This is a genomic window from Paraburkholderia solisilvae, from assembly GCF_902859875.1.
GTDB classification, from domain to species: domain Bacteria; phylum Pseudomonadota; class Gammaproteobacteria; order Burkholderiales; family Burkholderiaceae; genus Paraburkholderia; species Paraburkholderia solisilvae.
The window spans coordinates 1-26,124 of the sequence record NZ_CADIKF010000015.1; the positions used below are offsets into that span (position 1 = coordinate 1).

The 26,124-nt window shown below is 60.3% G+C and carries 18 protein-coding genes, 1 tRNA gene and 1 pseudogene; 10 read left to right on the plus strand and 10 right to left on the minus strand.

The window, feature by feature from the left end; translation table 11 throughout:
* Positions 1 to 318: 318 nt before the first annotated feature.
* The 6 genes and pseudogenes from HV675_RS11410 to HV675_RS11435 form a co-directional block, all read right to left on the minus strand.
* Positions 319 to 579, minus strand: a pseudogene (locus HV675_RS11410) (Imm42 family immunity protein); the annotation flags it as partial.
* Between the two features lie 685 nt (positions 580 to 1,264).
* Entirely contained in the window at positions 1,265 to 2,146 is an 882-nt protein-coding gene (locus HV675_RS11415) for a hypothetical protein (protein ID WP_175111017.1), read from the minus strand.
* 25 nt (positions 2,147 to 2,171) lie between these two features.
* A complete protein-coding gene (locus HV675_RS11420; RefSeq protein WP_175111018.1) occupies positions 2,172 to 2,486 on the minus strand; it encodes a hypothetical protein in 315 nt (104 codons plus the stop codon).
* 130 nt (positions 2,487 to 2,616) lie between these two features.
* Positions 2,617 to 3,165 (minus strand): hypothetical protein, encoded by a 549-nt coding sequence (locus HV675_RS11425; RefSeq protein ID WP_175111019.1) that lies wholly within the window; start codon positions 3,163 to 3,165, stop codon positions 2,617 to 2,619.
* Positions 3,166 to 3,672: 507 nt separating this feature from the next.
* Complete coding sequence (locus tag HV675_RS11430) at positions 3,673 to 11,718, minus strand: hemagglutinin repeat-containing protein (RefSeq protein WP_175111020.1); 8,046 nt, start codon at positions 11,716 to 11,718, stop codon at positions 3,673 to 3,675.
* Positions 11,719 to 11,976: 258 nt separating this feature from the next.
* Positions 11,977 to 12,417 (minus strand): zinc-finger-containing protein, encoded by a 441-nt coding sequence (locus HV675_RS11435; RefSeq protein ID WP_175111021.1) that lies wholly within the window; start codon positions 12,415 to 12,417, stop codon positions 11,977 to 11,979.
* A 496-nt stretch (positions 12,418 to 12,913) separates the two neighbouring features.
* Between HV675_RS11435 and HV675_RS11440 the strand changes: the two genes are divergently transcribed.
* From HV675_RS11440 to HV675_RS11460, 5 genes are all read left to right on the plus strand, one after another.
* Entirely contained in the window at positions 12,914 to 13,090 is a 177-nt protein-coding gene (locus HV675_RS11440; RefSeq protein ID WP_246270193.1) for a hypothetical protein, read from the plus strand.
* A 343-nt stretch (positions 13,091 to 13,433) separates the two neighbouring features.
* A complete protein-coding gene (locus HV675_RS11445; protein ID WP_175111023.1) occupies positions 13,434 to 13,808 on the plus strand; it encodes a hypothetical protein in 375 nt (124 codons plus the stop codon).
* 328 nt (positions 13,809 to 14,136) lie between these two features.
* The gene (locus HV675_RS11450; RefSeq protein ID WP_175111024.1) at positions 14,137 to 14,823 is read left to right on the plus strand and encodes a DUF433 domain-containing protein; all 687 of its coding nucleotides are present in this window, start codon (positions 14,137 to 14,139) and stop codon (positions 14,821 to 14,823) included.
* On the plus strand, positions 14,820 to 15,224 hold the full coding sequence (locus HV675_RS11455) for a PIN-like domain-containing protein (RefSeq protein WP_175111025.1): 405 nt from the start codon (positions 14,820 to 14,822) through the stop codon (positions 15,222 to 15,224). The genes HV675_RS11450 and HV675_RS11455 overlap by 4 nt, the downstream gene beginning before the upstream one ends.
* 151 nt (positions 15,225 to 15,375) lie before the next feature.
* Positions 15,376 to 15,909, plus strand: a complete 534-nt coding sequence (locus HV675_RS11460) for a hypothetical protein (protein WP_175111026.1) — start codon at positions 15,376 to 15,378, stop codon at positions 15,907 to 15,909.
* Between the two features lie 91 nt (positions 15,910 to 16,000).
* Here the strand turns inward: HV675_RS11460 and HV675_RS11465 are convergent.
* The 4 genes from HV675_RS11465 to HV675_RS11480 all read right to left on the minus strand — a co-directional run bounded on the left by HV675_RS11465 (position 16,001) and on the right by HV675_RS11480 (position 20,542).
* Positions 16,001 to 16,077 (minus strand) — tRNA-Met (locus tag HV675_RS11465).
* A gap of 170 nt (positions 16,078 to 16,247) precedes the next feature.
* Entirely contained in the window at positions 16,248 to 17,906 is a 1,659-nt protein-coding gene (locus HV675_RS11470; RefSeq protein ID WP_175111027.1) for an MFS transporter, read from the minus strand.
* A gap of 233 nt (positions 17,907 to 18,139) precedes the next feature.
* The gene (locus HV675_RS11475; RefSeq protein ID WP_175111028.1) at positions 18,140 to 19,696 is read right to left on the minus strand and encodes a sensor histidine kinase; all 1,557 of its coding nucleotides are present in this window, start codon (positions 19,694 to 19,696) and stop codon (positions 18,140 to 18,142) included.
* A 15-nt stretch (positions 19,697 to 19,711) separates the two neighbouring features.
* Positions 19,712 to 20,542: a response regulator transcription factor gene (locus tag HV675_RS11480; RefSeq protein WP_175111029.1), complete on the minus strand. Its 831-nt coding sequence runs from the start codon at positions 20,540 to 20,542 to the stop codon at positions 19,712 to 19,714.
* A gap of 290 nt (positions 20,543 to 20,832) precedes the next feature.
* On the opposite strand from HV675_RS11480, the gene recA reads away from it, so the two are divergent.
* From recA to sucD, 5 genes are all read left to right on the plus strand, one after another.
* Positions 20,833 to 21,918 carry a recombinase RecA gene (gene recA / locus HV675_RS11485; protein WP_175111030.1) on the plus strand — a complete coding sequence of 362 codons (1,086 nt, stop codon included), beginning with the start codon at positions 20,833 to 20,835 and terminating at the stop codon, positions 21,916 to 21,918.
* Between the two features lie 10 nt (positions 21,919 to 21,928).
* A complete protein-coding gene (recX, locus tag HV675_RS11490; protein WP_377700618.1) occupies positions 21,929 to 22,957 on the plus strand; it encodes a recombination regulator RecX in 1,029 nt (342 codons plus the stop codon).
* A 162-nt stretch (positions 22,958 to 23,119) separates the two neighbouring features.
* Positions 23,120 to 23,872, plus strand: a complete 753-nt coding sequence (locus tag HV675_RS11495; RefSeq protein WP_175111031.1) for a DUF2889 domain-containing protein — start codon at positions 23,120 to 23,122, stop codon at positions 23,870 to 23,872.
* Positions 23,869 to 25,041 (plus strand): ADP-forming succinate--CoA ligase subunit beta, encoded by a 1,173-nt coding sequence (gene sucC, locus HV675_RS11500; protein WP_175111032.1) that lies wholly within the window; start codon positions 23,869 to 23,871, stop codon positions 25,039 to 25,041. Before HV675_RS11495 ends, sucC begins: the two co-directional genes overlap by 4 nt.
* A gap of 116 nt (positions 25,042 to 25,157) precedes the next feature.
* On the plus strand, positions 25,158 to 26,039 hold the full coding sequence (gene sucD, locus HV675_RS11505; RefSeq protein ID WP_175111033.1) for a succinate--CoA ligase subunit alpha: 882 nt from the start codon (positions 25,158 to 25,160) through the stop codon (positions 26,037 to 26,039).
* The last annotated feature ends 85 nt before the right edge of the window (positions 26,040 to 26,124 follow it).

Genomic DNA, 26,124 nt, shown 5'->3' on the forward strand with positions numbered 1-26,124 from the left:
ACATCCCGCCCGCAGAAGCTGAGGCAAACTACTATCGGCAACTTGAAACACCGGTCGCCGAACCCGCATTAACTTAAACCAACCAGCCTCCACGATTCCCGGGGCGATTCAGTACGACAACACTTATGAAACTTTTGTAGGTCCGGCGTTGCTCCGGGGTCATGCGTTTCCATTCTTCGTCCGTTGGTCCTCGCATCGATGCCTCCGTTACTCACTCGACAGTGAATCTGCACGCGCCGCGTTGCACGCGATTGTGGGATGCGCGGGAGCCGCGTCCGCCCCCCGTGGCACGGTTGGCCACGAACGTCCCGACCTGGTTCACCAACGGGCTGGTGATCTCGAATCCGTGTTTGCGGATGTCGCTTGGTTTTTGTGATTAATCAACTTGTCGATCGCTTCCGACACAACAGATTGAAACTCTCCGCGGCTCAACATGATCTCGTGGACGCTGGACAAGTCCTCCTTGAAGCCTTGTATCAGTTTAGACTGGTCACCCGATTCAATCAGGAAAACGTAGTGACCTTCATCTAGAAGACTTCCTACCGAAACCAGATGCTTGTAATCACTGAATTCCGCGTTGGAATACCGGTGTCTATAACGCTTCCCATCGCTGACGGAAGAATCGCTTTCCCGCCGATCGTGAGTAGCGCGCCGGCCATGCCGAGGCCCGCAGACAGGTCGGGGCTACTGCCAGGATTTGTAATCGCGGTTGTACCGAATGCCCCAGTGCCGCTTACTGCGGAGTTGTAGATTGCGATCGCGGTTTTCGTTCCAAAGGAGCCACCTAACGCGTTGAGCGGCAGCAGTAGCGGAGATGTTGCAGCCGCAACCACTCCTGCTATAGCTGCATTCTTGTAGCTTGCCTGATCGGCGGACGACCCGAACTGATAACTCAATGCGTCACCGACACTGGTAAATGCTGTGCCGGCGGCCCAGACTGACGCCAAGCCACTGGCTACAGATCCTGCCAACAGAGTGCCGAAAGCGCCTGATGGTGCAAAACGAACGAGGCCTACTTACCAGCCGATACGCTTGCGTTCGTAGAACCAGACGCCGGCACTGGAAACAATGGTCGCCAAAGGAATTAACTTGCACCAAGCGTAGATGCGTGACTTGGATGGCCAAAGGTAACCGTTGTAGTCGTGGAACCACGCAAAAAATGGAAGCCAAACGAGTTCAATGACCACTCCGCAGATTGAATAGATAATAAAAAATATAAGCAAATAACTTCCAAAGGCTCTGAAGCTTCGCGAAAGACGTGTGCTCATTGTTTCTTCGGCAGTGAGTTGGGGACAGTGCTTACTCCAGTACTCGTTGATTCTGATGAAATCGCGCCTGCCGTCGTGCCGGCAATCGAAGGGATTGCGCTAGGCGGAACGTACCTCGAAATGCCGCCACCAATCTCAACCCATTCTGCTCTGTACCAAGGGTTCACACGATTGCCTATGGCGCTCTCTACCTTCCCGCCGATGGCATAGCCCGTGACCGTTCCAGCAGCAGCGCCGGCCATACTCATGTTCGGATTGTCGCCCTTTATCGCTGAGCCAGCGAGCGCGCCGCCTGTGTTTATCAAAAGACCCGGCAACAATCCAGCTCCGAATGTGAGGGCGCCGGTTACACCAGCCATAGCCGTATCGACCATGCTGATTGGTCCGTTGTTGAATACATATTGAGCGCCAGTATTCACGCCCGCGCCAAGTCCTCCGCCAGTAAGCATTCCTATCGCCGAGGGAATACCACCGGCCACCGCGCCCCCCAATGCGATCATGCCTACACCTGCGATTGCCGTGCTGATGGGGTTGTTTTTGACATTGTTCTTCACAAGGTCGTTATAGGTCATGCCCTTACCAATCTGACTCTGTCCAGCATCGTAGGCTTGCTGGTTATTTGCGATGTACTGGCTGTTGTAGTCATGGTTCGCGTATTGCGGGTCGTTCTTGTATCCGTCGCAGTTCAGCCGCTCGCAACCCACGATTGCACGAATTTCGTAGTCGTGCACGCCACCCGATGCGTCTGATGTCTGCTTGTCCGAATTGCGCAGTATTTCTGCCACGATCCGGCCTTCGGCCTGCTGTTCGCTGATTCCAAGTCGTTGCGCGGCGACCTTCGCATCTTTCTTCGCCAGCGCGTATTCGTCGGGGTGCAACTGCCGGTTGTATCGGTTCCCAACGTCATTTGCAGACCCTTGCAGCGTCTCCGCCGTATTTCATCGAGAAACCGTAGACTTCCCGAGGTAGTCCGCGAGAGCTATCTAATTCTGGGGCAGAATTTATCGTTGCAAGAATCTTATTCTTGCAAAGCGTAAGACGATTTCCCTCAGCGTTTGTCTCTATCCACCCCCGAGCTAAAAGTGCCCCTTTGTATTTATTCGCGAGTTCTTGATTCCAAGAATTTTTGAGAATATTGACATATAACAACGCTCCGCCAAACTTTGCATTTGAATTTCGAGAATCAGCCACACCTCCTTCGCGCAAGGCGTAGTCCATATCGGCGTTCATTACAGCTAGTTGCGCCTCAGCGTCTCGTTTTGACGGACTCCCAACACTAAAAACCAAGGATGCTGTTACGCAAACAAGAATCCACGTTCCAATCAACGCAGCTTTCCAACTTAGACGATTAGCGCTTCGCATTACCGACCCCTGGAACAGAAAAAACTTGGTCGCTATAGCCCCAGCTTCCATTGCCACCTGGATTGGGTGCTTTTGTAACTCCTCCTATACCGACCCCAAACTCGATGGCCGTGCTCCCTCCAACGGCATGGTTCAAGCCTGCACAAACCCCAAACAAACACCCATTCCCGCCGACAGATCGCCCTTGCAAAAGGTTATCGGTATCTTTGGACTTCTGGTCGCTTGTCTTTCCAACGCTCTCAGGAATCATGCCGAAGATGATCCCCAGTCCAGCTTCTCGTGACGCGGAAACGGACGCTCCGGCATAAACGTTTCCGTTATGCAGATTCACTGTGGTACTCCCACCAACACCGGCGCCTCCCTGCAGAGTCACGTAATCGATGGATCCCGGGCGCTGGGCCGCCATTACCGCCTGCATTGCCTTAGTGTCGGCAGTTGAATCGGCTACAGGATATTGGAACAACCCGCCCGAGGTTTGTCGCACCATTCCACCATAGCCCGCTGCAGAGAAGGACGTGCCGTTGTAGTTCTGCAATTGCGCCTGTTCAGCGGTGTAGTTCGCGCCTTCCGCCTGAAGTGCCGAATATTTGGCGTAGTCCGCAGTTCCTGGAGCATATTCGGCCGCGTAGTGAACCAGCGCGCAGCCTGCCGCTTCAAGACGATGCTCCTTATCCGCGTCACCCTGACTGATGGTTTATTCATACGCTTAATTTCTCATTTTCAAATGAATTTGGAATCTGGCCGGAGTAACCGATCGCGCCATTTCTATTGCAGCTTGATTCGTCGGGAATTTCTACACGCGTCTATTCGCTTTTGCGTCCAGTCATACGCCCTTCGCTTTTCAGAGCACGAAGCTCCTTTATGAACTTGTACGTCGCTCCACCGAGCACCAATACATAGAATGGAATGCCGGGGACTAACCCTGCGATTCCAGCCCCCTTCGATAGGGAGAGTGCGAGGATCATTATCGGAAAGCCGAGTAAACACAGGTACCCAAATAGATACTTTCGATAAAGCACCTTGCGCTTCGTTGTCATTTCATTCATTGCTTTGCCTTTTGACCGTTCTTCTCAATTGCTGCCTGGGCTGGTCCAGGCAATATCTGCATACCAGTGTCTATAACGCTTCCCATCGCTGACGGAAGAATCGCTTTCCCGCCGATCGTAAGTAGCGCGCCGGCCATGCCGAGGCCCGCAGACAGGTCGGGGCTACTGCCAGGATTTGTAATCGCGGTTGTGCCGAATGCCCCAGTGCCGCTTACTGCGGAGTTGTAGATTGCGATCGCGGTTTTCGTTCCAAAGGAGCCACCTAACGCGTTAAGCGGCAGCAGTAGCGGAGATGTTGCAGCCGCAACCACCCCTGCTACAGCTGCATTCTTGTAGCTTGGCTGATCGGCAGACAACCCGAACTGATAACTCAATGCGTCACCGACATTGGTAAATGCTGTGCCGGCGGCCCAGACTGACGCCAAGCCACCGGCTACAGATCCTGCCAACAGAGTGCCGAAAGCGCGCGCTATTGTGTTTCCCACGGGATCTTTGTCGTAGTTCGCTGCGACAAGCTGATCGTAGGTCTTTCCTTTCCCAAGCTGACTCTGTCCAGCATCGTAGGCTTGCTGATTATTTGCGATGTACTGGCTGTTGTAGTCATGGTTCGTGTATTGCGGGTCGTTCTTGTATGCGTCGCAGTTCAGCCTCTCGCAACCCACGACTGCACGAATCTCGTAGTCGTGCACGCCACCCGATGCGTCTGATGTCTGCTTGTCCGAATTGCGCAGTATTTCTGCCACGATCCGGCCTTCGGCCTGCTGTTCGCTGATTCCAAGTCGTTGCGCGGCGACCTTCGCATCTTTCTTCGCCAGCGCGTATTCGTCAGGGTGCAACTGCCGGTTGTATCGGTCAACGGTGTATCCAGAGAATGCACCGGAGTCGCCGCCAATCACGCCACCAGCACCGGTCGCGATAACATTGGCGACGATGTTGCCAAGCGCCTGGTTCATATCGGTATTGCCAGTCGGGTTTGCACCTTCGATCGCACCACCCAGCCCGTTCAGCTTCCCGGCCGCAATCGACGCGATCCCCGCACCAGCCGCTCCGCCAATCGCGTTCCCACCCGCGAGCCCGGTCACCAGCGCGGCGCCTGCCGCCTGCATTTCCGCACGAGCAATGCCGCCTTCTTTCCAGGCTTCCATGCCGGCCTGATCGCCCTTCGCTTTCGCCTCGTCGTATTTCGACTGCGCAAAATCACCAATGCGCCGCGAGACCGCTTCACCCGCCGCGCCCGCCGCCGCCATCATGTCCGCCTGCCGGTCCAGCAGGTTATTCACATCCGGCGGCTTCGCGACCGTGCCGTTGGTCTCCGACGTATTCCGGTTCAGGCTCGCGATGTCCTGCCCCTGTCGCGCGGCATCCGTTACGCTGATCGTGCCCGCGCTGATACCACTACGTGTGGTCGCGCTGTCGCTGCCGCTTCCGTTCTGGCTGACCATGGGCGCGCCGCCGCCCGCGTTGGTCCCGGATGCGGGGCCATGCGTGCTGTAGTTCGAACCGCCATCGCCTGCGGTTGCGCCCGCGCTGAATCCGCCCGAATGGGCGTGGTAGTCCGACTGGTTCCGGATATCGCTGAACGTGAGCGTGCCCGTCGACAGCGTGTTTCTCGCCGTGTCCGCTTCACTCGCAATCACCGCCCCCTGCAGGTCCGTATTGCCCCTGACGCTGATACTGAACCCGCCATCCCCCGCGCGGATACCCGCCTGCTCATTGACCTGCGCATAGTCGCCGTCCGCATTGCCGTGCTGCGCGCTATAGCTCGCGCTGCCGCCGTGCGTGCTGATCGCAAAACCGCCGCCCTGGCTGTCCTGATGCGCGGCGCTTGCCACCGTGTCCTGCACGCTCGCGACAGTCAGGTTGCCGCCGACATCCGCATTCACCTGCCGGCCGTTCACGTTCGCGCCGATGATGGCCGTATCGCCACCCGACAGGATCGTGACCGTGTTGGCCGCCGTCACATGCGTGTTGTTCTGCGTGACGGAATCCGCATTCGCGTTACCGTGCGAGCGGGACGCCGACGCGTCGATACCCAAGCCGCCTGTGCCCACCGACACACCAATGCTGCCGCTACTGGACTCGTTCGTGCTGCGTGTCGAGTCAGAGCCGGTGGTGTTCACGAGACTGATCCGGTTCTGCGCGGCAAGCACCACGTCGGTCGCATTCACGCTGGAACCGGCAATCGTCAGGTTTCCGCTTCCGGGCGTGCCGTTGCCGGTCGCGACGAACGCGGCCGTTCCGCCTGCAATGACATCTGAGCCACGACTGGTTGTGCTGTCTTCGGTCAATGTGCTGCTGGTGCGGCTGCTGCCAAAGCCCAGTTCGAGCTTGCCCTGGGGCGTAGTGCCGGCGACGACGTCTTTCACGACACCGCCCGCCGCCACGCCCGCATCAAACGCGCCGCTTGCCGCCGCGATGCCATGCAGCGCCGCGGCGCGGTCGTCCTGACTGCGGCTCGCATCGCGCGACTGGTTCACCGTGTTCGACACCGCATCGATCACCGGCGCCCTGAGCGCCAGCGTGAAGCCGCTCTTTTTAACCTCATGCGATTCGTCGTGGTGCGCGGTATCGGTAGCCGCATCAATCTCGACGTTCGCACCCGTGCCCGTCACGTTCTTCGCTGCAATCAGGTCGCTTCCCGTGACATGCAGGTCGTTGCCCGCGACGAGGTTCAGGCTGCCGTTCAGCGAGCCGATCGTGCTGCCGCTGTTCGTGACCGTCGTGTCATGGGCCGTATCCGTCTGCGTCTGGCTGCCCACCGAAATCCCGATGCCGCCGCTCGTGCCGATTCCCGACTCGTGCCGGCTGTAGTACGACGACGCGCTCTGCGTATCCTGCGACGTCGTAATCGTCACATTCCCCGCTGCGGCGAGATTTACATCGTTCGTACCGGCTACGGTCGATCCCTTCACCGTCAGGTCTTTCCCCGCGCGGATGGTGACCGAATCGCCGGATATCGTGCTGCTGACGCCCACGTTCGCGTGCACGTCCTGCATTTCATTCGTCGTCGATCCGTGTACGAAGCTGCCGCGTCTGGACTGCACGGCGGAATAGCTGTCGTGTTCCTCGCGCGCCTCGCTGATACTGACGTTGCCCGTTGCCGCGATGTTTGCCGAACCCGTACCGGTTGACAGCGCGGAGCCGGTTAGCGTCACATTGCCCTTGCCGCCATCGGCACTGAGCGCGGCCAGCGTGCCGCTACCGCCCGCACTGAACGACGTCCCGATCGCCCGTTCGTCGTAGCTGCGGTCCTCGCCGCTGCGGGTTTTATCTCCGCGCGTGACATCCTCGCGGCGCACCGAATCCGTGACCGTCGTCGCGGTGAGGTTGCCGCCCGCCACGACAGCCAGATCGCCGCCCGCGCTCACCGTCGCGCCTTTGAACGTCATGTCGTTGCCGCTTTGCATCGCGAGACTGCCGCCCGCGCTGATGCCGCTGCTCTGGTGCAGCGTCGTAACCGTGTGGGCGTAGTTGTCGGTGTTCTTCGTGACCGACAGCGATATGTGCGATTCGACCGTATCGACCACCATGTCGTGACCGGCTGCGATCTGTGCGTTGTCGCCTGCCTCGAGGCTCGCGCCACGCACCGTCAGATCGTGACCGGCCGCAATCACCATGTCGCCCGTCGAGGCGATCGTGCCCTGAGCGCCCTGCAGCGTCTGGCTGACCCGGCTGTCGCCCGCCATCGAGCGGATACCGACCGTATCAACCAGGGTCGTGTTCACGATGTCGTGACCCGCCAGCACCGCGACACGGTTGCCGGTGATCCGTCCCGATGCGTTGATCACATCGTTCGTTGCCGAGATAACGGTCGTGCCGTGGTCGTTGCCGCTACCGATCGCACCGCCGCGATTGACGATATCCGTCGCGCCGATCACCGTCTGCGTGCCGCCCCTGATTACGCCCGAATTCGTCGCGCTTCCCGGCGCGTGTATTTCGACGTCATCGGCCGCAATCAGCGCGCCGCCCGGCTGGAGGTCGTTCGCATGCGTATGCGCGAGGTATACGACCGGCGCAAGTACGGTCTGCGTCGAGCCGTCCGGCAGCGTCACCGTCTGGTTCACGAGCCACACGATGTCGCTTGTCAGCGCATCCATCTGCGCGGCCGTGAGCGCCATGCCGGGCACGAGGCTGAATGCCTGCGCCACATGCACGCCGTTGGTCATCAGCGTCCGGTATTCATCCTCGTTACTGGCATAGTCCTGCAGGTACACGCGGCCGGTCAGCCGGGTGATCTGGTTGCGGATCAGCTGCTGTTCGTAGACGCCATCGCCGAGCCGTTTGATGGTCTTCGATGGATCGAATCCAAGCTGGCCCAGCATGTAGTCGCTGGAGATGAAACCCGCATAGCTGCTCAACCGTGGATCGGTGACGACCAGATGGGACGCACCCGGTGACGCATTCAGCGCATACAGGCCGCCGGACGGCAGGGTGAAAGCGGGCACGCCGTCGGGCCCAAGGATGGACTGCGGCGCGTTGACGATGCCATTCACCGCACCGTTTGCCCCTAGCGTGCCACCCGTTGCACCAGTCGCCGAGTTCGCGGCTGCGACGTTCGTGTTGCTGAGGTCAGTGGCGCTAATCTGCACCGCACTATTCGCGACAATCGTGCCGCCCAGGCCACCGATCGCCACCGGCGTCAGGATGATCGACGGCTGCACGACGGAGTCACGGTCGCGGCTGATGTCTTCGTTCCACGCGTAGGTCGAGACGATGTCCTGCCGCTGGTACTGGTAGAGCGTCTGGCCGATATTGTTCACGAGCGTACCGCCGTAGCTGCCGCTACCAGCGTCACCATCCGTCCCAGCGCTGCCAATGCGGATCGACCCACCCGCGCCGATCGCGCTGTACTCATTGTTCAGCCTGCCGACGTTCGCCAGCGTGATATTGCCGCCCGCCGTGATTTGGGCCTGCTGCGCCTGCGGTCCCGTCACCGTGTCCTGCTGCGTGGTCGTGGTGGTGTCGCGGGCAACTTCTACCCGCTGGTAATGGTGATGCGCCTGGTCATCGCCCGGATACTCGCTTGCCGGGTCAAAATTGACGTGCGGGTCGTAGGCGTCCCAGTAACTGACGGTGATCGTGCCGTCGGCGTTGGTGGTCAGCGTGTTGTAGTAGATCGTCTGCGGCTGGCCGTTGACGTTCACGACGAGCACGCGGTCGGCGGCATTCGCCCCACTCGCGGTCGAGACGATGTCCGCCTTACTGAACGTGACATCCAGCGGATTCAGATAGCCGTAGTCCCATACTTCCTGCGTACACGACGAATGCGCGTCTGCATTGGTGGGCGTGCAGGCCATGTATCTGTCGCGCTTCGTCCCGTGAACCGTCTCGACGTCCGTCGTCACCGTCCCGACGGTCGGCGCGGGGCGCGTATTGGTCAGCGTCTGCGCGGCGATTTCGATGTTGCCCTGGGCCTCGATGGTCGACTGATCGTTTGTCACCGAGGTTGAGCGGTGAGCCAGCACGCCGTCACCATCGCGTGCGTCATCCGCTGCGATACTGATGTCACCGAGACTGAAGATTGTCGCGCCACCGGTATTGGACACATCCAGGCCATACAGCCTGACGGCGGAGGCCGCGGCAATCGCCGCTGCCGCTCCAGCATTGACGATCGAACCCGCATTCAGCGTGACCGTATTGCCGACAATCGTCGCGGAATTCACCAGCGACGCGCCATGCGTCGTGACGCTATCGCCTTCGATGCGCCCCGCGTTGATGATGGCGCCCGAGGCATTCACCGTCGTGATCGACGAATTGAGGTCCGCGCCTGCCTGGTTATCGACGCTCGCGGCATTCACCGTCAGCGCGCCTACCGCACCGAGCGTGCCCTGATTGGTGAACGCGCCCGCTGTCGTGAACGTCAGGTCGTGATTCGCCTGGATCCGGTTGGCGCCACCCAGCGTGTAGTCGCTGCCGATCGTCAGCGTGCCGTCGTGACCTGCAATGATGCTGCCATCGCCGGTCAGCGAACCGGTCACGATATCCAGATTCCGGTCGCTGCCGATTGCACCGTTCTGGTTCGCGAGTGTGTTCGTGGCAATAGCAACCGAACCGCCACTGCCGGTGTCGTTGCCGATGCGTCCGGTCGTGTTGTCGAGCGACGCGGCATTGAGCGTCACGACACCGTTGCCGTGCACCGAGCCGCCCACGTTGAGAAACGTAGCGTTTGGCCCATTGAGCGTGACGTTATTCACACCGGACAGAGTCGCGTTCGTGTTGTCGACGAGTTGCGCAATGTTCAGCGTCAGGTCACGCCCCGCGATGATCTGCGCCCCTGCGGAAGTCCCCCTGGCGGACGCGTCACTCGTGTTCGACAGTGTGCGTGCTGTCACCGTCACATCGCCATTGCCACCGATCAATCCATCATGCGTGTTCGTCACCGCACTGCTGGCGCTGACCGTAGTCAATCCCGTGCCGCTGTTCGCGATTGATCCGCCATCATTCGCGACCGACTGCGCAGAAACGGAGAGCGTACTGTCTGCCAGGATCGTGCCGCCGGTATTGTTCAGCGAGTCTGTGGCCGTCACCGATACCGTGCGTGCTCCAACGTAGCCATCCGAACTATTGTCGAGCGACGCGGCGCTCAACGTAACGTCCGTTTGCGCCGCTAGCGTGCCGCCTCGGTTCGAGACCGTCCCCGAGTGGACGTCGAGCGCGCCATTTGTCGCGACCGTGCCGCCTGCATTGTTCAGCGAACCCGCTACATCAATGACTGTCGTGCCTGAACCCGACTGCCTGATCCCGCCACCGCGATTGAGCAGGTTCATCGCATGCAGCGTCACCTGGTCGGCGATCAGAGTGCCGCCGCTATTATCGAAAGTCGCCGCTGCCACGGACGCGCGACCGCTCGCCGCAACCGTACCGGCATTGACCAGCGTCGAGCCCGCGACCAGCGTCGCATTGCCGCCGGCTGCCAGCGTGCCGCTGTTCGCAATCGCGCTCTGGCTCGCGACGTTGACGTTCTGTTGCGCGTGCACGGTGCCGCTGTTATCGATCCCATCCCGCGCGCTGGCGTTAATGTTGCCGTTAGCAACCATCTCCCCGGCAAGCACCAGCTTGCCGTCCGATGTCAGCGTCAGATCACCGGCCTGCGCAGCCAGCACCCCTTTGCTCGACACCCCCACGCCATACTCGTTACCGACGAGCCAGATACGGTTCGCGTACATGCCGCCGAGCTGGCTGACGTCGATGGAGACGCCTGGCGGCGGACCGTCGCCGGCGATCCGCGTGGCGTCGAGTGTTTCATGGTCGACCGAATTTGCGCCGGCCACCACATTCAGACTTTTCGCATAGATCGCCGCATTCACCTGCACCGCCCGCGCGATGAGATCGACCTGATCCACCTCCGACGCATTCAGCCCCGCGCCCTGCACGGTGATGAGCCCACGCGAAACATCGAAGCCCGCCAGCGAACCATCGGCCGCGAAGTTCGGCGTCCCGGTCGTGAGAATCGCACGCGACGTATTGATAAACCCGCCGCCATTGACGGAAATGCCGCTGCCATTGGCAATGACCACTTCCGCACGCCGACCCGCGACTTCGACGTAACCATTGATCTGACTCGCCGCGTTGCTGTTGACCTGGTTGACGATGACGCGCGCCGCGTCGCCGGGGCCCAAGTTCGGGTTGCCGTTGATCATGCCCGCCTGCTGCGTCTGCACGATCGCGGGCGAGTTGTTCAGAATCGCACCGCGCTGCTGCACGTCGAATTGACCATAGGTATTCATCGACACGCCCGCGCCCGACGGACGGTTGATATTCACCTGCGGCAAACCGTTCTGCGTCGAGATCACCGATGGACTGTTGGGACCGGAAGGGATGATCTGCGCGACGGACCATTCAGGCAGAACGCCAGTCATCGCAAGCACGGTGAATGCGATCTGGCGAAGCTTGAATCGTCCGGTGCGAGTCGCGGCACGTGATGAGGAACGAACAACCGCACTGCGACCAGCTTGCTTTCTCGTTGACTTGGCTATTTCGCTGACTGCGGCAGGTGTTTCTCTCAGCCGGCTGTAGATCAACCGGTAGTTATTGTTGTTCATCTACGTTGTTCGGGATGCTAATTTGTGACGATGGGTAAACTAGCCGACGCCACAGCTTCGAAACAACGCATGACACGCTTGATGCGATGGATACAACGCTTTTCGCTAAATCAGAGTTTTCTTATCGAGCGAATGCGTCGAGATGAGGTAGCGCGTTTGGGCGCAAAAAAGCCCGCGCGTGGGCGGGCGAAGATTATGGCTGGATATGCAGCGTAGTGGGGTGCACGAGGGTGCTGCGTTTCGTTGCCTGTGAAATATCTAACTGGCGTCGCGATGCGCCTTCCACGTGTCCACGTAGTGCAGCGCCTGATTGCATTGGTCGAGACTGAACGAGTGAAGGCTCGGCGGCATCGGTGCGAATCCGAGTGCGGTCGCCACCCAACGGACGGCCTTGGCGCGCGCTTCGAAGATCGATACGCCATCGCGCCGCACCTTCGCTTCGGCGAGCGGCTCGAGCGCGTCATGCAGACGACTCTTCGCGTCGCGCAGCGTCGCATCGGCCAGACGCCCGAGTGGTGCGTTGTGCCGGCTGCGCGGTCGCACGCCGATCCACGCCTCGCAGGATGTGCAGATCCAGACGGCGTTGTGGTCGTCGCGGTACGGGTAGATCTCGTCCCCGAAGCTTGCGAGTTGTGCTCGCTCGCCGCAGTAGTCGCAGACGGGTTGGGGAACGGCTTTTATCGGGCGGCCTACGCGCACGGTGATCCTTGTTTATGAGTGGGCTACGACACAGAATAGCAGCCTCTTTTATCTCTGCGGTTTGTCGATGTTTATGTCGGTGGTGAAAAGATGGAGAGAGTGATGTGACGCGGAAGGCGAGGGTGGCATTGCGAGACTCACCTTGACGAAATTTGACGCGCGCGGATTTGGTTTGAGATAACGTTGCCGGCTTGTATGGGAACCCCCGTGACCATCGGCAAATCGAGGATCGCAAGCAGTATGCCGATTCCCACTTTTGGAGGAAGCGGATATTCATACGAGTGCATCACGCTGCAGAGCCTTGATGACTTTCGCAGGCTTCGACAAATATTGCTGCAAACATCGCCCGTTCTTGCCGGCGACTCGGGAATAGGTGCGTATGGTTGGATTGAGGTAATTTCAAATGACGACAGTTGTCCGTAGAGCGTTCAAGGCAGTTCTATTTTGTGCATTGTTTTTGCTAGCAGTGCGATATGTCCATACTTACCCGATGCCCATGACGCGGCAACAGCGGCACTATCTGATCGTGATATCCGAGAGATTTGGGGTGGCCGATTACGAGATGTTCTACATCGCGACGATGGTCGTCATCGATCTGATCGTTGCCGCCGCGATCTATGTGATGATCCTCAAGCTTTGGCGGCGTTATGAGGTGAAGCGGCGTCACGGCTAGTAGCTCGGGTTGCCTTCGGCAGGCGAACTGGATTTCTTCCAGAATGCGCATTCACTTGCCGGAACGGACACACTAAGAGCAGTTCCTGCATCGACGGGGTGCACGTTCATCAGTTTTGTCGACGGGCCATCGACGTCGGACATCGAGAGTAGTTGGGCCTGTCAAGGTATGTCGATTGGCCTATATATCCCACAATTGTGTGCCGCTATACTGGCAAACATTGCTGTAGACAACAGTGATTCGGGCTTGGTCGCTCGACAAGTCGTAGGGTCTTGTACCTGCCGTCTTATCTTCGTTGATGCGACGGTGGGTTTTGAAACCGATTGTCATGAGAGACCGAATCATGAGTCACGTCCTTTCTCGCATTGTCGAGACATTTCCTTTGTCCCTGTCGGATACCGGTGACAGTGTCGAACAGCGTATCAAATCGCTCGAGCACCGACGTGCTAGCTTGACGCAAGAGCTCTCTGCGTTGGAGGCTTTGGTCAAAACGTTATCGCGTGGTTCATTGAAGTACCAGAGCGCCAAGGAACGCATTGTCCAGATTCAGAACGAACTGCGTGTTCTGAAGGGGCGATTGGGATTGGTCAAGAAGAACCAGAATTTAGGCGATTTTCTGATTCAGATTTTCAAGGAGCGACTGACGAATGCAGAGTGGGATGGTGTCGTTGCGGAAGCGCGGCGAAGATGTGATCTGCAAGGGAGAGTCTCGCCGTAGCTGCATTGTTGCGTATCCTGAATCGATGGGCGACGCCTGAGATGCTGGTCTAAATCAAGGGCTGTCGAGCATTATGGTTCGGCAGGAGGCGAGCATGGCGACCGGCGCGCCATATTAAAAGGCGAACGCGCTTCGATGGATTTTGTGTGACGTGTTGCCGGCGTGCATACCGAGAAGGTTCCGGCAATAAGCTGGTGTCCTGGCCGCAGCTTCGGCGAAGGCTTACGGCGACATGCGCGACGAGATGGCTGCGGAATTTCGGTAGAATCGAGCGTCGTTTAATGTACCGGGTACTCTTGGGCGGATCAACTTTCTGGAGGGAGGGGTTATGCAGCTTACTGGCATCGGCCTGTACACCTTCCATGAAGCGGCGCGGCTGACGAAAATTCCGCTTCGTGATATTCGCCGCTGGCTGGATGGCTACTCCTACCGCGATAAGACGCATGCGCCGGTCATGGTAGGACCTCTCTGGGAAACGGAACTCGCTACCGATTCTCTGGACGGCGTTAGCTTCCATGATCTGCTTGAGGTCCGGTTCGTGCATGCATTCCGGAAGCATGGGGTTAGCCTGCAGGCGATACGTCTCGCTAGCCAGCGAGCCCGTGAGCTTTTCGAAACGGACTACCCCTTCACTTCGCGTCAGTTCCGCACCGATGGCCGGACGATTTTCGCATCGGCGATGAAAGAGACTGGGGAGACCGAACTACTGGATCTGGTGAAGCAGCAGTACGCGTTCCGAAAAATCATTGAACCGTCGCTGTATAGCGGAATTGAGTTCGACGAGGATCAGCTGGCCGCCCGTTGGTATCCGGCCCGGCGGAGTAAGGCGGTGGTGCTGGACCCTGCAATTGCGTTCGGCAAGCCCATTGTCACGGCTGGCGCTGTTCGTACTTCGATTCTGCATGATGCGGTTGCTGTTGAGGGCGACAAGAATTTTGTCGCGAAGCTGTATGACGTACCGGTTTCCGCAGTCGATGCGGCTATTGCCTTCGAAGAAAGTCTGGCGGCAGCGTGAATTTCTTTGTCGACAACAACCTGCCGCCAGCGTTGGCGAAAGCCCTGCATGCGCTATCTGAACCCTCGGAACACAGGGTCGCTCATCTGAGAGAAATGTTTTCCCAGAGTGCAGGGGACGCAGAATGGATTGAGTCTCTGTCGACACAGGGTGGATGGTCGGTCGTCACCCACGATAAATTGAACAAAGGGTTGGAGCGGGAGGCATTGCGCCGAGCCGGACTAATCGTCTTTTTTCTCGATAAAGGGTGGTCGAATCACCCGTTCTGGGATAAGGCTCATAACCTCGTGCGTTGGTGGCCGAGGATCATCGAGCAGTCGGAAGGTATTAAGGGTGGGGCGGCATTCAAGGTTCCCTATAACTTCTCCGGGAAAGGGCAATTCGAGCAGGTGATCCTGTAAACGGAAATTCGACATCCCGTGCGTTTTGCCGGTTGTGGGCGCGCGGGCGTTTTCTTGTCCGCAAGGCGGCCTGGGATTGGATGCATCTACGCGCATGGCGCTTCCAGTTGCACCGTTATCATTGCCTCAATTCATTCGCGGACTTGCCCCAATGAAACGAGCCATCGAGATAGCCGACCTGACACTGAAAGTGTTGTCGTGCATTGCCATAGTGTGTGCGGGCGGCTGGGCGGTCTGGGTCTTCCGGCTTGGCGGTTCGACCGACTGGCAGGACAACATCACATTAGAAACTCACGTACTGCCGTATCACGACGATCTGCGGTTGCTGGTCGTACATGCAAAATCGAAAAACCCGCGCAATTCGACATTTGAATTGAATAGCAGCCAGCACGACTCTTACCAGTTGCGTGTGCGCAAGCTAGTCCCAGATGCAAAGTCGGGAACGCTATTCAATGAGGATGAAGGCGAACTTATAGCAAGCGTCGATTTGCTCAAGCTGGCGGGCGACAGCTACGAGTTTCTACCAAACGCGGAGATGGACGATATGCAAACCGTGGTGGTGCCGGTCGGCACCACAGTATCGATTATGGCCGAGATGAAAATTCACACGGGCGGGCGGGACAGGAGCGGTGAGCCTGAGGTTGATTCAAATTCTGCGTCTGCCATGGTCCGCATAGAACCGTAGGCGGTCGGTGGCAAGAGCGGTATTTATCTTACATGGATTCTAGAAACGACAAAGGGTTACAGGCGGAAGCGCTGTAACCCTTTGCTTTGTTTGGTGGCGAATCAGGGATTCGAACCCCGGACCTGCGGATTATGATTCCGTCGCTCTAACCGACTGAGCTAATTCGCCGTAAGAGGGAAGATTATAGGGAGGTCGGCGGGAGCCGTCAACCCCCGCCGCGACCCGATCTTAGGACAGTGTCTATCTACGTCACAGGGGTCATCGATCGATTTAGAGGAGCGAGGGCGGCGGCCAACCAACAAACAACAACCAGCCAGCCCCACCCCCTCAATCACCAGTCAATCCTGCGCATAAATATTCGAGTCCTTGGTCTCCCGCACAAAAATCAGCCCGATCACAAACGTAGCCAGCGCGATGATGATCGGATACCACAGCCCGGAGTAGATATTCCCCTTCGCCGCCACAATCGCAAACGCAGTCGCCGGCAGGAACCCGCCAAACCACCCATTCCCAATGTGATACGGCAACGACATCGACGTATACCGGATCCGTGTCGGGAACATCTCCACCAGCATCGCCGCAATCGGCCCGTACACCATCGTCACGTAGATCACGAGGATGGTCAGAATCACCACCGTCATCACCCAGTTGATCTGCGCCGGATCAGCCTTCGGCGGATACCCATCCGCCTTCAGCGTCGAGCTCAGCTGTCCGTCGAACGCCTTGCCCAGTTCCTTCGCGTCCGCAGCCTTGCCGTCATACGCGTTGATCACCGTGTCGCCCACCTTGATCTGCGCGACCGTTCCCGGCGGCGCCGCAACGTTCTCGTAGTTCAGGCCCGACTTCGAAAGCGCGCTCTTCGCGATATCGCACGACGACGTGAACTTCGACGTGCCCACCGGGTTGAACTGGAACGAGCACTCGTTCGGGTCCGCGATCACGACAATCGGCGACTTCTGCGTCGCCGCCTCGAGCGCCGGGTTCGCATAGTGCGTCAACGCCTTGAACAGCGGGAAGTACGTCAGCGCCGCAATCAGGCAGCCCGCCAGAATGATCGGCTTGCGTCCGATACGGTCCGAAAGCGAACCGAAGAACACAAAGAACGGCGTGCCGATCAGCAGCGCAAGCGCAATCAGAATGTTCGCGCTCGTACCGTCCACCTTCAGCGTCTGCGTCAGGAAAAACAGCGCATAGAACTGGCCCGTGTACCACACCACCGCCTGACCTGCGGTCAAGCCGATCAGCGCAAGAATCACGATCTTCAGGTTCTTCCACTGGCCGAACGCTTCCGTCAGCGGCGCCTTCGACGTCTTGCCTTCCGACTTGATCCGCTGGAACGCCGGCGATTCACTCAGCTGCAGCCGGATCCACACCGACACAGCCAGCAGAATCAGCGACGCGACGAACGGAATGCGCCAGCCCCACGCGCCGAACGATTCTTCGCCCATCCACGTGCGCACGCCGAGAATCACGAGCAGCGACAGGAACAGACCGAGCGTCGCCGTCGTCTGGATCCACGACGTGTAGAAGCCGCGCCGATTCGCCGGTGCGTGCTCTGCGACGTAAGTCGCTGCGCCGCCGTACTCGCCGCCGAGCGCCAGACCCTGCAACAGCCGCATCGCGATAAAGATCACCGGCGCAGCGATGCCGATCGACGCATAACCCGGCAGGAAGCCCACCACGCAAGTCGACAAGCCCATGATCACGATCGTGATCAGGAACGTGTGCTTGCGCCCGACCATGTCGCCCAGCCGCCCGAACACCAGTGCGCCGAACGGACGCACCGCGAAACCCGCGGCAAAGCCCAGCAGCGTGAAGATAAAGCCCGCCGTCGGATTGACGCCCGAAAAGAAGCTCTTGCTGATAAAAGCCGCCAGCGAGCCGGCCAGATAAAAGTCGTACCACTCGAATACCGTGCCCAGCGACGATGCGAAGATCACCCGCTTCTCATCGCCTGTCATCGGCGCGTGCGAGACCTGCCCGCTAACGGTAGCCATTTGTCGTCTCCATCCCAATTTTGATATATGCACGCGGACGCCCGGGTGGGTCGATCCGTGCCCCCGATTATTGGAGTGGAAACTTACGGCCTACTGACTCAGATTCGTCTGACTCTGGTCGCGGTTGTTTTGCAGAAAATCGCCGATCGTCTTCTAATTCTTGTCTTTTATCATCGAAAAGCGTGCTAACGCGTCGTTTCGGCAAATTTGCTTCTGTCGGCGTTCGCTGACAGTTAGGGTAAGTCCCGTCCACGTCCCAGTGCCCGCAAACTGACACGCACCAGCGTTCCAGCCAGCCGCGGCGATGCCTGATACACGTTGTCTTCAATGGTCAGCGTGCCGCCGTGCATCGTCGCGATCTCCTTGACGATCGCGAGGCCCAGGCCGCTGCCGTCGCCTTCGCGGCCGAGTATCCGGTAGAAGCGCTCCACCACGCGCTCGCGTTCGGCGGCCGGAATGCCGAGCCCCGTGTCTTCCACTTCGAGGTGCACCCAATGCGGCATGTCGAATGGCGGTTCTTCGCGCACGCGCACGGTCACGCGCCCGCCGGCCGGCGTGTAGCGGATCGCGTTGTCGATCAGGTTCGACAGCATTTCGCGCAGCATCACCGGGTTGCCTTCCACATCGACCGGCACATCCGGGCCTTCGTAGCCGAGGTCCATCTGCTTCATCAGCGCCGCCTGCACCCAGTCGCGCACCGCATGACGCGCGACGTCCGTGACTTCGACAGGACTGAACACCTGCCCGGACATGCGGTTTTCCGCGCGCGCCAACGCGAGCAATTGCGTGACGAGCCGCGCCGCGTGCTCCGAACTCGTCGCGATCTGCTGCAGCGAGCGCTGCACTTCCGCGGATACGTCCTGCCGCAGCGCCAGTTCCGCCTGCGTGCGCAGCCCGGCCAGCGGCGTCTTCATCTGATGCGCGGCATCGGCGATAAAGCGCTTTTGCAATTCCATGTTCTGTTCGAGGCGCGTCAGCAGGTCGTTGAACGACGTGACGAGCGGTTCGATTTCCGGCGGCGCGCGGCGCGCTTCGAGCGGCGACAAATCGTCCGGACGCCGCGCGCGAATATGCGATTGCAATGCATGCAACGGCGCGAGACCGCGTGATAGCCCGAACCAGACCAGCACGATCGCGAGCGGCAGAATCACGAACTGCGGCAGGATCACGCCCTTGATGATGTCGTTCGCCAGCTGGCTGCGCTTGTCGAGCGTCTCGGCAACCTGCACGAGCACCGGCTGCGCGCCCGGCGTCTGCGGGAATTCGACGGTCGTGTATGCGACGCGGATGTCGTTGCCGTGCAGCACATCGTCGCGGAATTCGACAATACCGGGCTGCGGCCGGTCGTCTTCGTGCGGCAGCGGCATATCGCGCTCGCCGCCGACCAGTTCGCCGCGCGTGCCGAGTACCTGATAGAACACGCTATCGATATTGTCCGCGCGCAGGAAGTCGGTCGTCGTATCGGGCAACCGCAGTTCCGCGACACCGTTTACCGGCTGGATCTGCCGCGCGAGCACATACGCATCGGTTTCGAGCGCGCGGTCGAACGGCGCATTCGCAATCGACTTCGCGACCAGATACGTGACCGCGATGCTCATCGGCCACAGCAGCAACAGCGGCGCGAGCATCCAGTCGAGAATCTCGCCGAACAGCGAACGCGGCCGTGTTTCGGCGGCCGCTTCCGTTTCGTCGGGCGGCGCGAACGGATTCTCGTAACGGGCATCGCGGTCGTCGTCGAGGTTCGCCGCGTGCGCCGAAGCACCCGTGGCGCGATCTGCGCGGGCGGACATGGCGCCTTCTTATGCTTATTTGAAGTGGTGGCTCGCCGGCATCGCGGCCGATGCGACAGGCTCGGGCGATGGCGTTGGCGAGGCAGGCGGCGTGGGCATGGGCGTGTGGGCTTGTGTTTGCGGCGCGGTGGTTTGTGGTGTTGACGCTTCGGCTGGTGCTTGCGCCGGTACCGGAGCCTGTGCGGTTTTCTCGAGGCAGTAGCCTAGTCCGCGCACCGTGATGATGCGCACGCCGCTCGGCTCGATCTTCTTGCGCAGCCGGTGCACGTACACCTCGATCGCGTTGTTGCTGACTTCCTCGCCCCATTCGCACAGGTGATCGACCAGTTGCTCCTTCGACACAAGCCGGCCGATCCGCTGCAGCAACACTTCGAGCAGCCCGAGCTCGCGCGCGGACAGATCGAGCACCTGCTCGTTCACGTACGCAATGCGCCCGACCTGATCGAACGACAGCGACCCATGCCGCACGACCGTCGGCCCGCCGCCCGCGCCACGGCGGGTCAGCGCGCGCACGCGGGCTTCGAGTTCGTTGAGCGCGAACGGCTTGGCCATATAGTCGTCGGCGCCGAGATCGAGGCCCTTCACGCGCTCGTCGACACTATCCGCGGCCGTCAGAATCAGCACCGGCACGTTCGAGTTGCGCGCGCGCAGGCGGCGCAGCACCTCGAGCCCGGACATGCGCGGCAGGCCGAGATCGAGAATCAGCAGGTCGAACGTCTGCATCGACAGCGCGGTGTCCGCTTCAACGCCGTTCTTCACGTGGTCTACGGCATAGGCCGATTGGCGGAGTGATCGAATCAGACCGTCCGCGAGTATGCTGTCGTCTTCGGCAATGAGAATTCGCATGATGCGCTGGCAGGCATGCCGGCACCGGTGTGTCCGGCGCGCAGCGTCTCCGAAACTTTATTGTGGTGGGGTTGGTGTCCGATTAGCCATGCGTGTTTACACATGTGTGCATGCGCGTCATTCGGCTTAATTGTGCTTGCCAAAACTACTGTTTTTTTATACAGTGTCTGCGATTGGCGTGCCGCCCGTTTTGAGTTGGCTTCAGTTTGACGTGAGTTTAACTTTAAGCCCGCTCGGAAAGGGCCGTGCACGGCCGCACAGGCGCCGTTCATCATAGCAAAGGACGATTCATGGAAGAAAGCAAGAAAGGCCCGGCTGGACTGACGGCTGAAAAGAGCAAGGCGCTGGCCGCCGCGCTCACGCAGATCGAAAAACAGTTCGGCAAAGGGTCCGTCATGCGGCTCGGCGCAGGTGAGGCAGTCGAAGACATTCAGGTGGTCTCCACCGGGTCGCTCGGCCTCGACATCGCACTGGGCGTTGGCGGTTTGCCGCGCGGCCGCGTGGTTGAAATCTACGGGCCGGAATCGTCGGGTAAAACCACGCTGACGCTGCAAGTCGTCGCGGAAATGCAGAAGCTCGGCGGCACCGCGGCGTTTATCGATGCGGAACACGCGCTGGACATTCAATACGCGGCCAAGCTCGGCGTGAATGTGTCGGACCTGCTGGTTTCGCAGCCGGACACCGGCGAACAGGCGCTCGAAATCGCGGACGCGCTGGTGCGCTCCGGCTCGATCGACATGATCGTGATCGACTCGGTCGCGGCACTCGTGCCGAAGGCTGAAATCGAAGGCGAAATGGGCGACTCGCTGCCGGGTCTGCAGGCGCGACTGATGTCGCAGGCGCTGCGCAAGCTCACCGGCACGATCAAGCGCACGAACTGCCTCGTTATCTTCATCAACCAGATCCGCATGAAGATCGGCGTGATGTTCGGCAATCCGGAAACCACCACCGGCGGTAACGCGCTGAAGTTCTACGCGTCGGTGCGTCTGGATATCCGCCGTATCGGTTCGATCAAGAAGAACGACGAAGTGATCGGCAACGAAACGCGCGTGAAGGTGGTGAAGAACAAGGTGGCGCCACCGTTCCGCGAAGCGATTTTCGACATCCTGTACGGCGAGGGCATTTCGCGTCAGGGTGAAATCATCGATCTCGGCGTGCAGGCGAAAATCGTCGATAAGGCGGGCGCCTGGTATAGCTACAACGGCGAGCGGATCGGCCAGGGCAAGGACAACGCACGCGAATTCCTGCGCGAGAACGCGGACATTGCGCGTGAAATCGAAAACCGTATTCGCGAGTCGCTGGGTGTGAACGCGATGCCGGCCGGAGCGGTGGTCGGCGCGGACGCGGAAGGCGCGGAAGTCGCAGACGAAGAGTAAGCACAGCGTGATGCGCAAGGGCCGACCGATGTCTGCGTCGGGTTCGGGACGCGGCGGCTTTGAACGTGCCGGTTCCGGACATGCCGGTGACGGACATGCCGGTGTTGAACGTGCTGGCGGCGAACGTGAAGCACGCGGCCCGCGCGATGACGGCGACAGCGGTTCCGGACGTGAAGCGAGCGGCCCGCGCGAGGAAAGCGAGGGCGGTTCTGAACGTGAGGTGAGCGGCCCGCGCGATAAGAGCGACGGCGGTTCTGATGGCGGAGCCGCCGCTGCATCTACCGGTGCATCCGCCGGTGCCTTTTCAACCGCTGCGGATCCATCGATCCCCGTCGATTCCTTCGACCCCTTCGAATCTTTTGACGCACATGACCGCGCGGCGGGCCGCGAGCCTTCCGCACGGTCGGGTTCCTCTGGTTCCGGTTCCCGTCCTCCTTCTGGTCCCCGCTTCGGCAGTCGATCCGGCGCTCGCCGCGTAGACGATGCCGCCGACGCAAGCCCCGCAGACGGCGAATCCACCTACACCCGCTCGCGCCGCCGACCCGGCGAAACCGATCCAACCTCCACCGGTTCGTCACGCCAACGCCCAACCCGTTCGCTGAAGGGCCGCGCACTGGCCTATCTATCGCGTCGCGAACACAGCCGTGCGGAACTGTCGCGCAAACTGCAGCCGTTCGTCGAAGAAAGCGATTCCCTCGATACGCTACTCGACACCCTCGAGCAGGAAGGCTGGCTGTCCGACTCGCGTTTCACCGAAAGTGTCGTGCACCGACGCGCATCGCGGCTCGGCGCGAACCGTATCGTCGGTGAACTGAAGCGGCAGGGGGTCGGTTCGGCGCTGATCGAAGAAACCGCCGCGCAATTGCGCGAAACCGAACTGGCGCGCGCGCAAGCGGTCTGGCGCAAAAAATACGGCCAGCTTCCGGACACACCTGCCGAACGCGCGAAACAGGCGCGCTTTCTCGTCTCGCGCGGCTTCTCGCAAGCCGTTGTCTCCAGAATCCTGAAAGGCATCGACGAAGACTGGAGCGCGGACTAGGCCGAGCCGGGCGCCGCCCGGCATAGCGCCCCGCTGCCGCTCAGCGCCCAGCCCCGAAAGCCTACCGGCAAGCCTGTTCCATTCGCACGGACGATGCCGAGGCGCCCATACCCGATATGCTAAAATCCGGGGGTTTCCAAATCCGGCCTCCTTTCCCCTCGCATGCCGCTTTCCCCGCCAGTGCCCCGTCAATTGCGCCATCGCCGCGCAATCCGAGCGGATGCCTTTGAGCGTGCGGATGGGTTGTGGGATATCGAGGCGTGCCTCACCGACGTCAAGCCGCGCGACACTGTGCTGGCGTCGGGCGTCCGGCCTAATGGCCTGCCGATCCATGAACTCTGGCTTCGCATCACCATCGATCGCAAGCTCACTGTCGTCGACGCCGAAGCGTCGTCGGCCTGGGTTCCATATCCCGGCCTTTGCGAAGCATCCAACCCCGCCTATCGGGCCCTCATCGGGCTCAACCTCCTCGATAACTTCCGCCGTCACGCCGCGCGTCTGCTCGGCGGCACGGTCGGCTGCACGCATCTCACCGAGCTTTGCGCGGTGCTGCCGAGCGCAGCGATCCAGGCATTCGCTGGCGACGTGTGGAACACGGCCAACGGCAATCCGGGCGAGGCAGGTCAAAGCGGCCAAGGGGACGCAAGCAGCGAACGCGCGGACGCACGCACACACACGCATTCAGACGAAAATTCAAACGATAAACCGCCATTCCAGCTGGGTCGCTGCCACGCGCTGCGATTCGACGGCGAGGCGGTACGGCAGTTCTATCCGCGCTGGTACGGCCGCGCACCGCGTCCGTCGCGGCCCGTCGCGGCGCCGCGTGCCGGTGCATCTGCTGCACAAGCACTTGCGGAGGAGACAGCCGGAAACGATGTTCTATCCAACTCTCAGACTGAAGGGAATCACGCATGAAGATTCACGAGTACCAGGGTAAGGAAATCCTGCGGAAATTCGGAGTCGCGGTACCGCGCGGCAAGCCGGTGTTCTCGGTGGAAGATGCGGTCAAGGCCGCACAGGAGCTGGGCGGCCCGGTGTGGGTCGTGAAGGCTCAGATCCACGCGGGTGGCCGAGGCAAGGGCGGCGGCGTGAAGGTCGCGAAGTCGCTCGACCAGGTCCGCGAGTACGCAAACCAGATTCTCGGCATGCAGCTCGTCACGCACCAGACCGGCCCGGAAGGCCAGAAGGTGAACCGCCTGCTGATCGAAGAAGGCGCTGACATCAAGAAGGAACTGTATGTCGGCCTCGTGATCGATCGCGTGTCGCAGAAGGTCGTCGTGATGGCGTCGAGCGAAGGCGGTATGGACATCGAAGAAGTCGCCGAGAAGCACCCGGAAGCGATCCACAAGGTTGCGGTAGATCCGTCGAAGGGCCTGCAAGACTCGGAAGCCGACAGCCTCGCGAAGAAGATCGGCGTGCCCGACGCATCGGTGCCGCAAGCACGCGCGATCCTGCAAGGCCTGTACAAGGGCTTCTGGGAAACGGACGCATCGCTCGCCGAAATCAACCCGCTCATCCTGACCGGCGACGGCAAGGTGATCGCGCTGGACGCGAAGTTCAACTTCGATTCGAACGCACTGTTCCGTCATCCGGAAATCGTCGCGTATCGCGATCTGGACGAAGAAGATCCGGCTGAAGTCGAAGCGTCGAAGTTCGACCTCGCGTATATCTCGCTCGACGGCAACATCGGCTGCCTCGTGAACGGCGCGGGCCTCGCGATGGCGACCATGGACACCATCAAGCTGTTCGGCGGCGAGCCGGCGAACTTCCTCGACGTCGGCGGTGGCGCGACGACCGAGAAGGTCACCGAAGCGTTCAAGATCATGCTGAAGAACCCGAACCTGACGGCGATTCTCGTCAACATCTTCGGCGGCATCATGCGCTGCGACGTGATCGCGGAAGGCGTGATCGCGGCGTCGAAGGCGGTGTCGCTGAAGGTGCCGCTCGTCGTGCGCATGAAGGGCACGAACGAAGACCTCGGCAAGAAGATGCTTGCCGAATCGGGCCTGCCGATCATCGCGGCGGACAGCATGGAAGAGGCTGCGCAGAAGGTTGTCGCGGCGGCGTCGGGCAAGAAGGCTTAAGGCCCCGCGCTCATCACCGGATACGAATGGCGGCGCGAACGCGCGGCGCTTGAGGCATGCGGGGCATCTCGCACGCAGCGCGCGCAACGCGAAGCCAAACGAACAGAGGTCAATACATGTCGATTCTGATCAACAAAGACACGAAGGTCATCACGCAGGGCATTACCGGCAAGACCGGTCAGTTCCATACGCGCGCATGCCGTGAATACGCAAACGGCCGCGAAGCCTACGTCGCGGGCGTGAACCCGAAGAAGGCCGGCGAAGACTTCGAAGGCATTCCGATCTACGCGAGTGTGAAGGAAGCGAAGGCCGAAACCGGCGCGACCGTGTCGGTTATTTACGTGCCGCCGGCAGGCGCCGCGGCTGCGATCTGGGAAGCGGTCGAAGCCGACCTCGATCTCGCGATCTGCATCACCGAAGGCATTCCGGTGCGCGACATGATCGAAATCAAGGACCGCATGCGTCGCGAAAACCGCAAGACGCTGCTGCTCGGACCGAACTGCCCGGGCACGATCACGCCGGACGAACTGAAGATCGGCATCATGCCGGGCCACATTCACCGCAAGGGCCGCATCGGCGTCGTGTCGCGTTCGGGCACGCTGACGTACGAAGCAGTCGGTCAGCTGACGGCGCTGGGCCTCGGCCAGTCGTCGGCAGTCGGTATCGGCGGCGACCCGATCAACGGTCTGAAGCACATCGACGTGATGAAGATGTTCAACGACGATCCGGAGACGGATGCGGTCATCATGATCGGTGAGATCGGCGGTCCGGACGAAGCGAACGCCGCGCACTGGATCAAGGACAACATGAAGAAGCCGGTGGTCGGCTTTATCGCGGGCGTGACGGCGCCTCCGGGCAAGCGCATGGGCCACGCCGGCGCGCTGATCTCGGGCGGTGCGGACACGGCGGACGCGAAGCTGGAAATCATGGATGCTTGCGGCATCAAGGTGACGAAGAACCCGTCGGAAATGGCCCGCCTGCTGAAGTCGGTGCTGTAAAGGCCGGTTTGCCGCACTAGCTCGTTTCCCTCGTTTCATCACGGCGTTTGCCCCCAGGTTTGTCGCCAGGGGTTTTGCGCCGACG

Excerpts from the sequence above, each read along its gene's own strand:
- HV675_RS11420 (WP_175111018.1), bottom strand. The coding sequence starts at position 2,486 with ATGGACTACGCCTTGCGCGAAGGAGGTGTGGCTGATTCTCGAAATTCA.
- HV675_RS11430 (WP_175111020.1), bottom strand. The coding sequence starts at position 11,718 with ATGAACAACAATAACTACCGGTTGATCTACAGCCGGCTGAGAGAAACA.
- HV675_RS11440 (WP_246270193.1), top strand. The coding sequence starts at position 12,914 with ATGACGCGGCAACAGCGGCACTATCTGATCGTGATATCCGAGAGATTT.
- HV675_RS11445 (WP_175111023.1), top strand. The coding sequence starts at position 13,434 with ATGAGTCACGTCCTTTCTCGCATTGTCGAGACATTTCCTTTGTCCCTG.
- HV675_RS11450 (WP_175111024.1), top strand. The coding sequence starts at position 14,137 with ATGCAGCTTACTGGCATCGGCCTGTACACCTTCCATGAAGCGGCGCGG.
- HV675_RS11460 (WP_175111026.1), top strand. The coding sequence starts at position 15,376 with ATGAAACGAGCCATCGAGATAGCCGACCTGACACTGAAAGTGTTGTCG.
- HV675_RS11470 (WP_175111027.1), bottom strand. The coding sequence starts at position 17,906 with ATGGCTACCGTTAGCGGGCAGGTCTCGCACGCGCCGATGACAGGCGAT.
- HV675_RS11475 (WP_175111028.1), bottom strand. The coding sequence starts at position 19,696 with ATGTCCGCCCGCGCAGATCGCGCCACGGGTGCTTCGGCGCACGCGGCG.
- HV675_RS11480 (WP_175111029.1), bottom strand. The coding sequence starts at position 20,542 with ATGCGAATTCTCATTGCCGAAGACGACAGCATACTCGCGGACGGTCTG.
- recA (WP_175111030.1), top strand. The coding sequence starts at position 20,833 with ATGGAAGAAAGCAAGAAAGGCCCGGCTGGACTGACGGCTGAAAAGAGC.
- recX (WP_377700618.1), top strand. The coding sequence starts at position 21,929 with ATGCGCAAGGGCCGACCGATGTCTGCGTCGGGTTCGGGACGCGGCGGC.
- HV675_RS11495 (WP_175111031.1), top strand. The coding sequence starts at position 23,120 with ATGCCGCTTTCCCCGCCAGTGCCCCGTCAATTGCGCCATCGCCGCGCA.
- sucC (WP_175111032.1), top strand. The coding sequence starts at position 23,869 with ATGAAGATTCACGAGTACCAGGGTAAGGAAATCCTGCGGAAATTCGGA.
- sucD (WP_175111033.1), top strand. The coding sequence starts at position 25,158 with ATGTCGATTCTGATCAACAAAGACACGAAGGTCATCACGCAGGGCATT.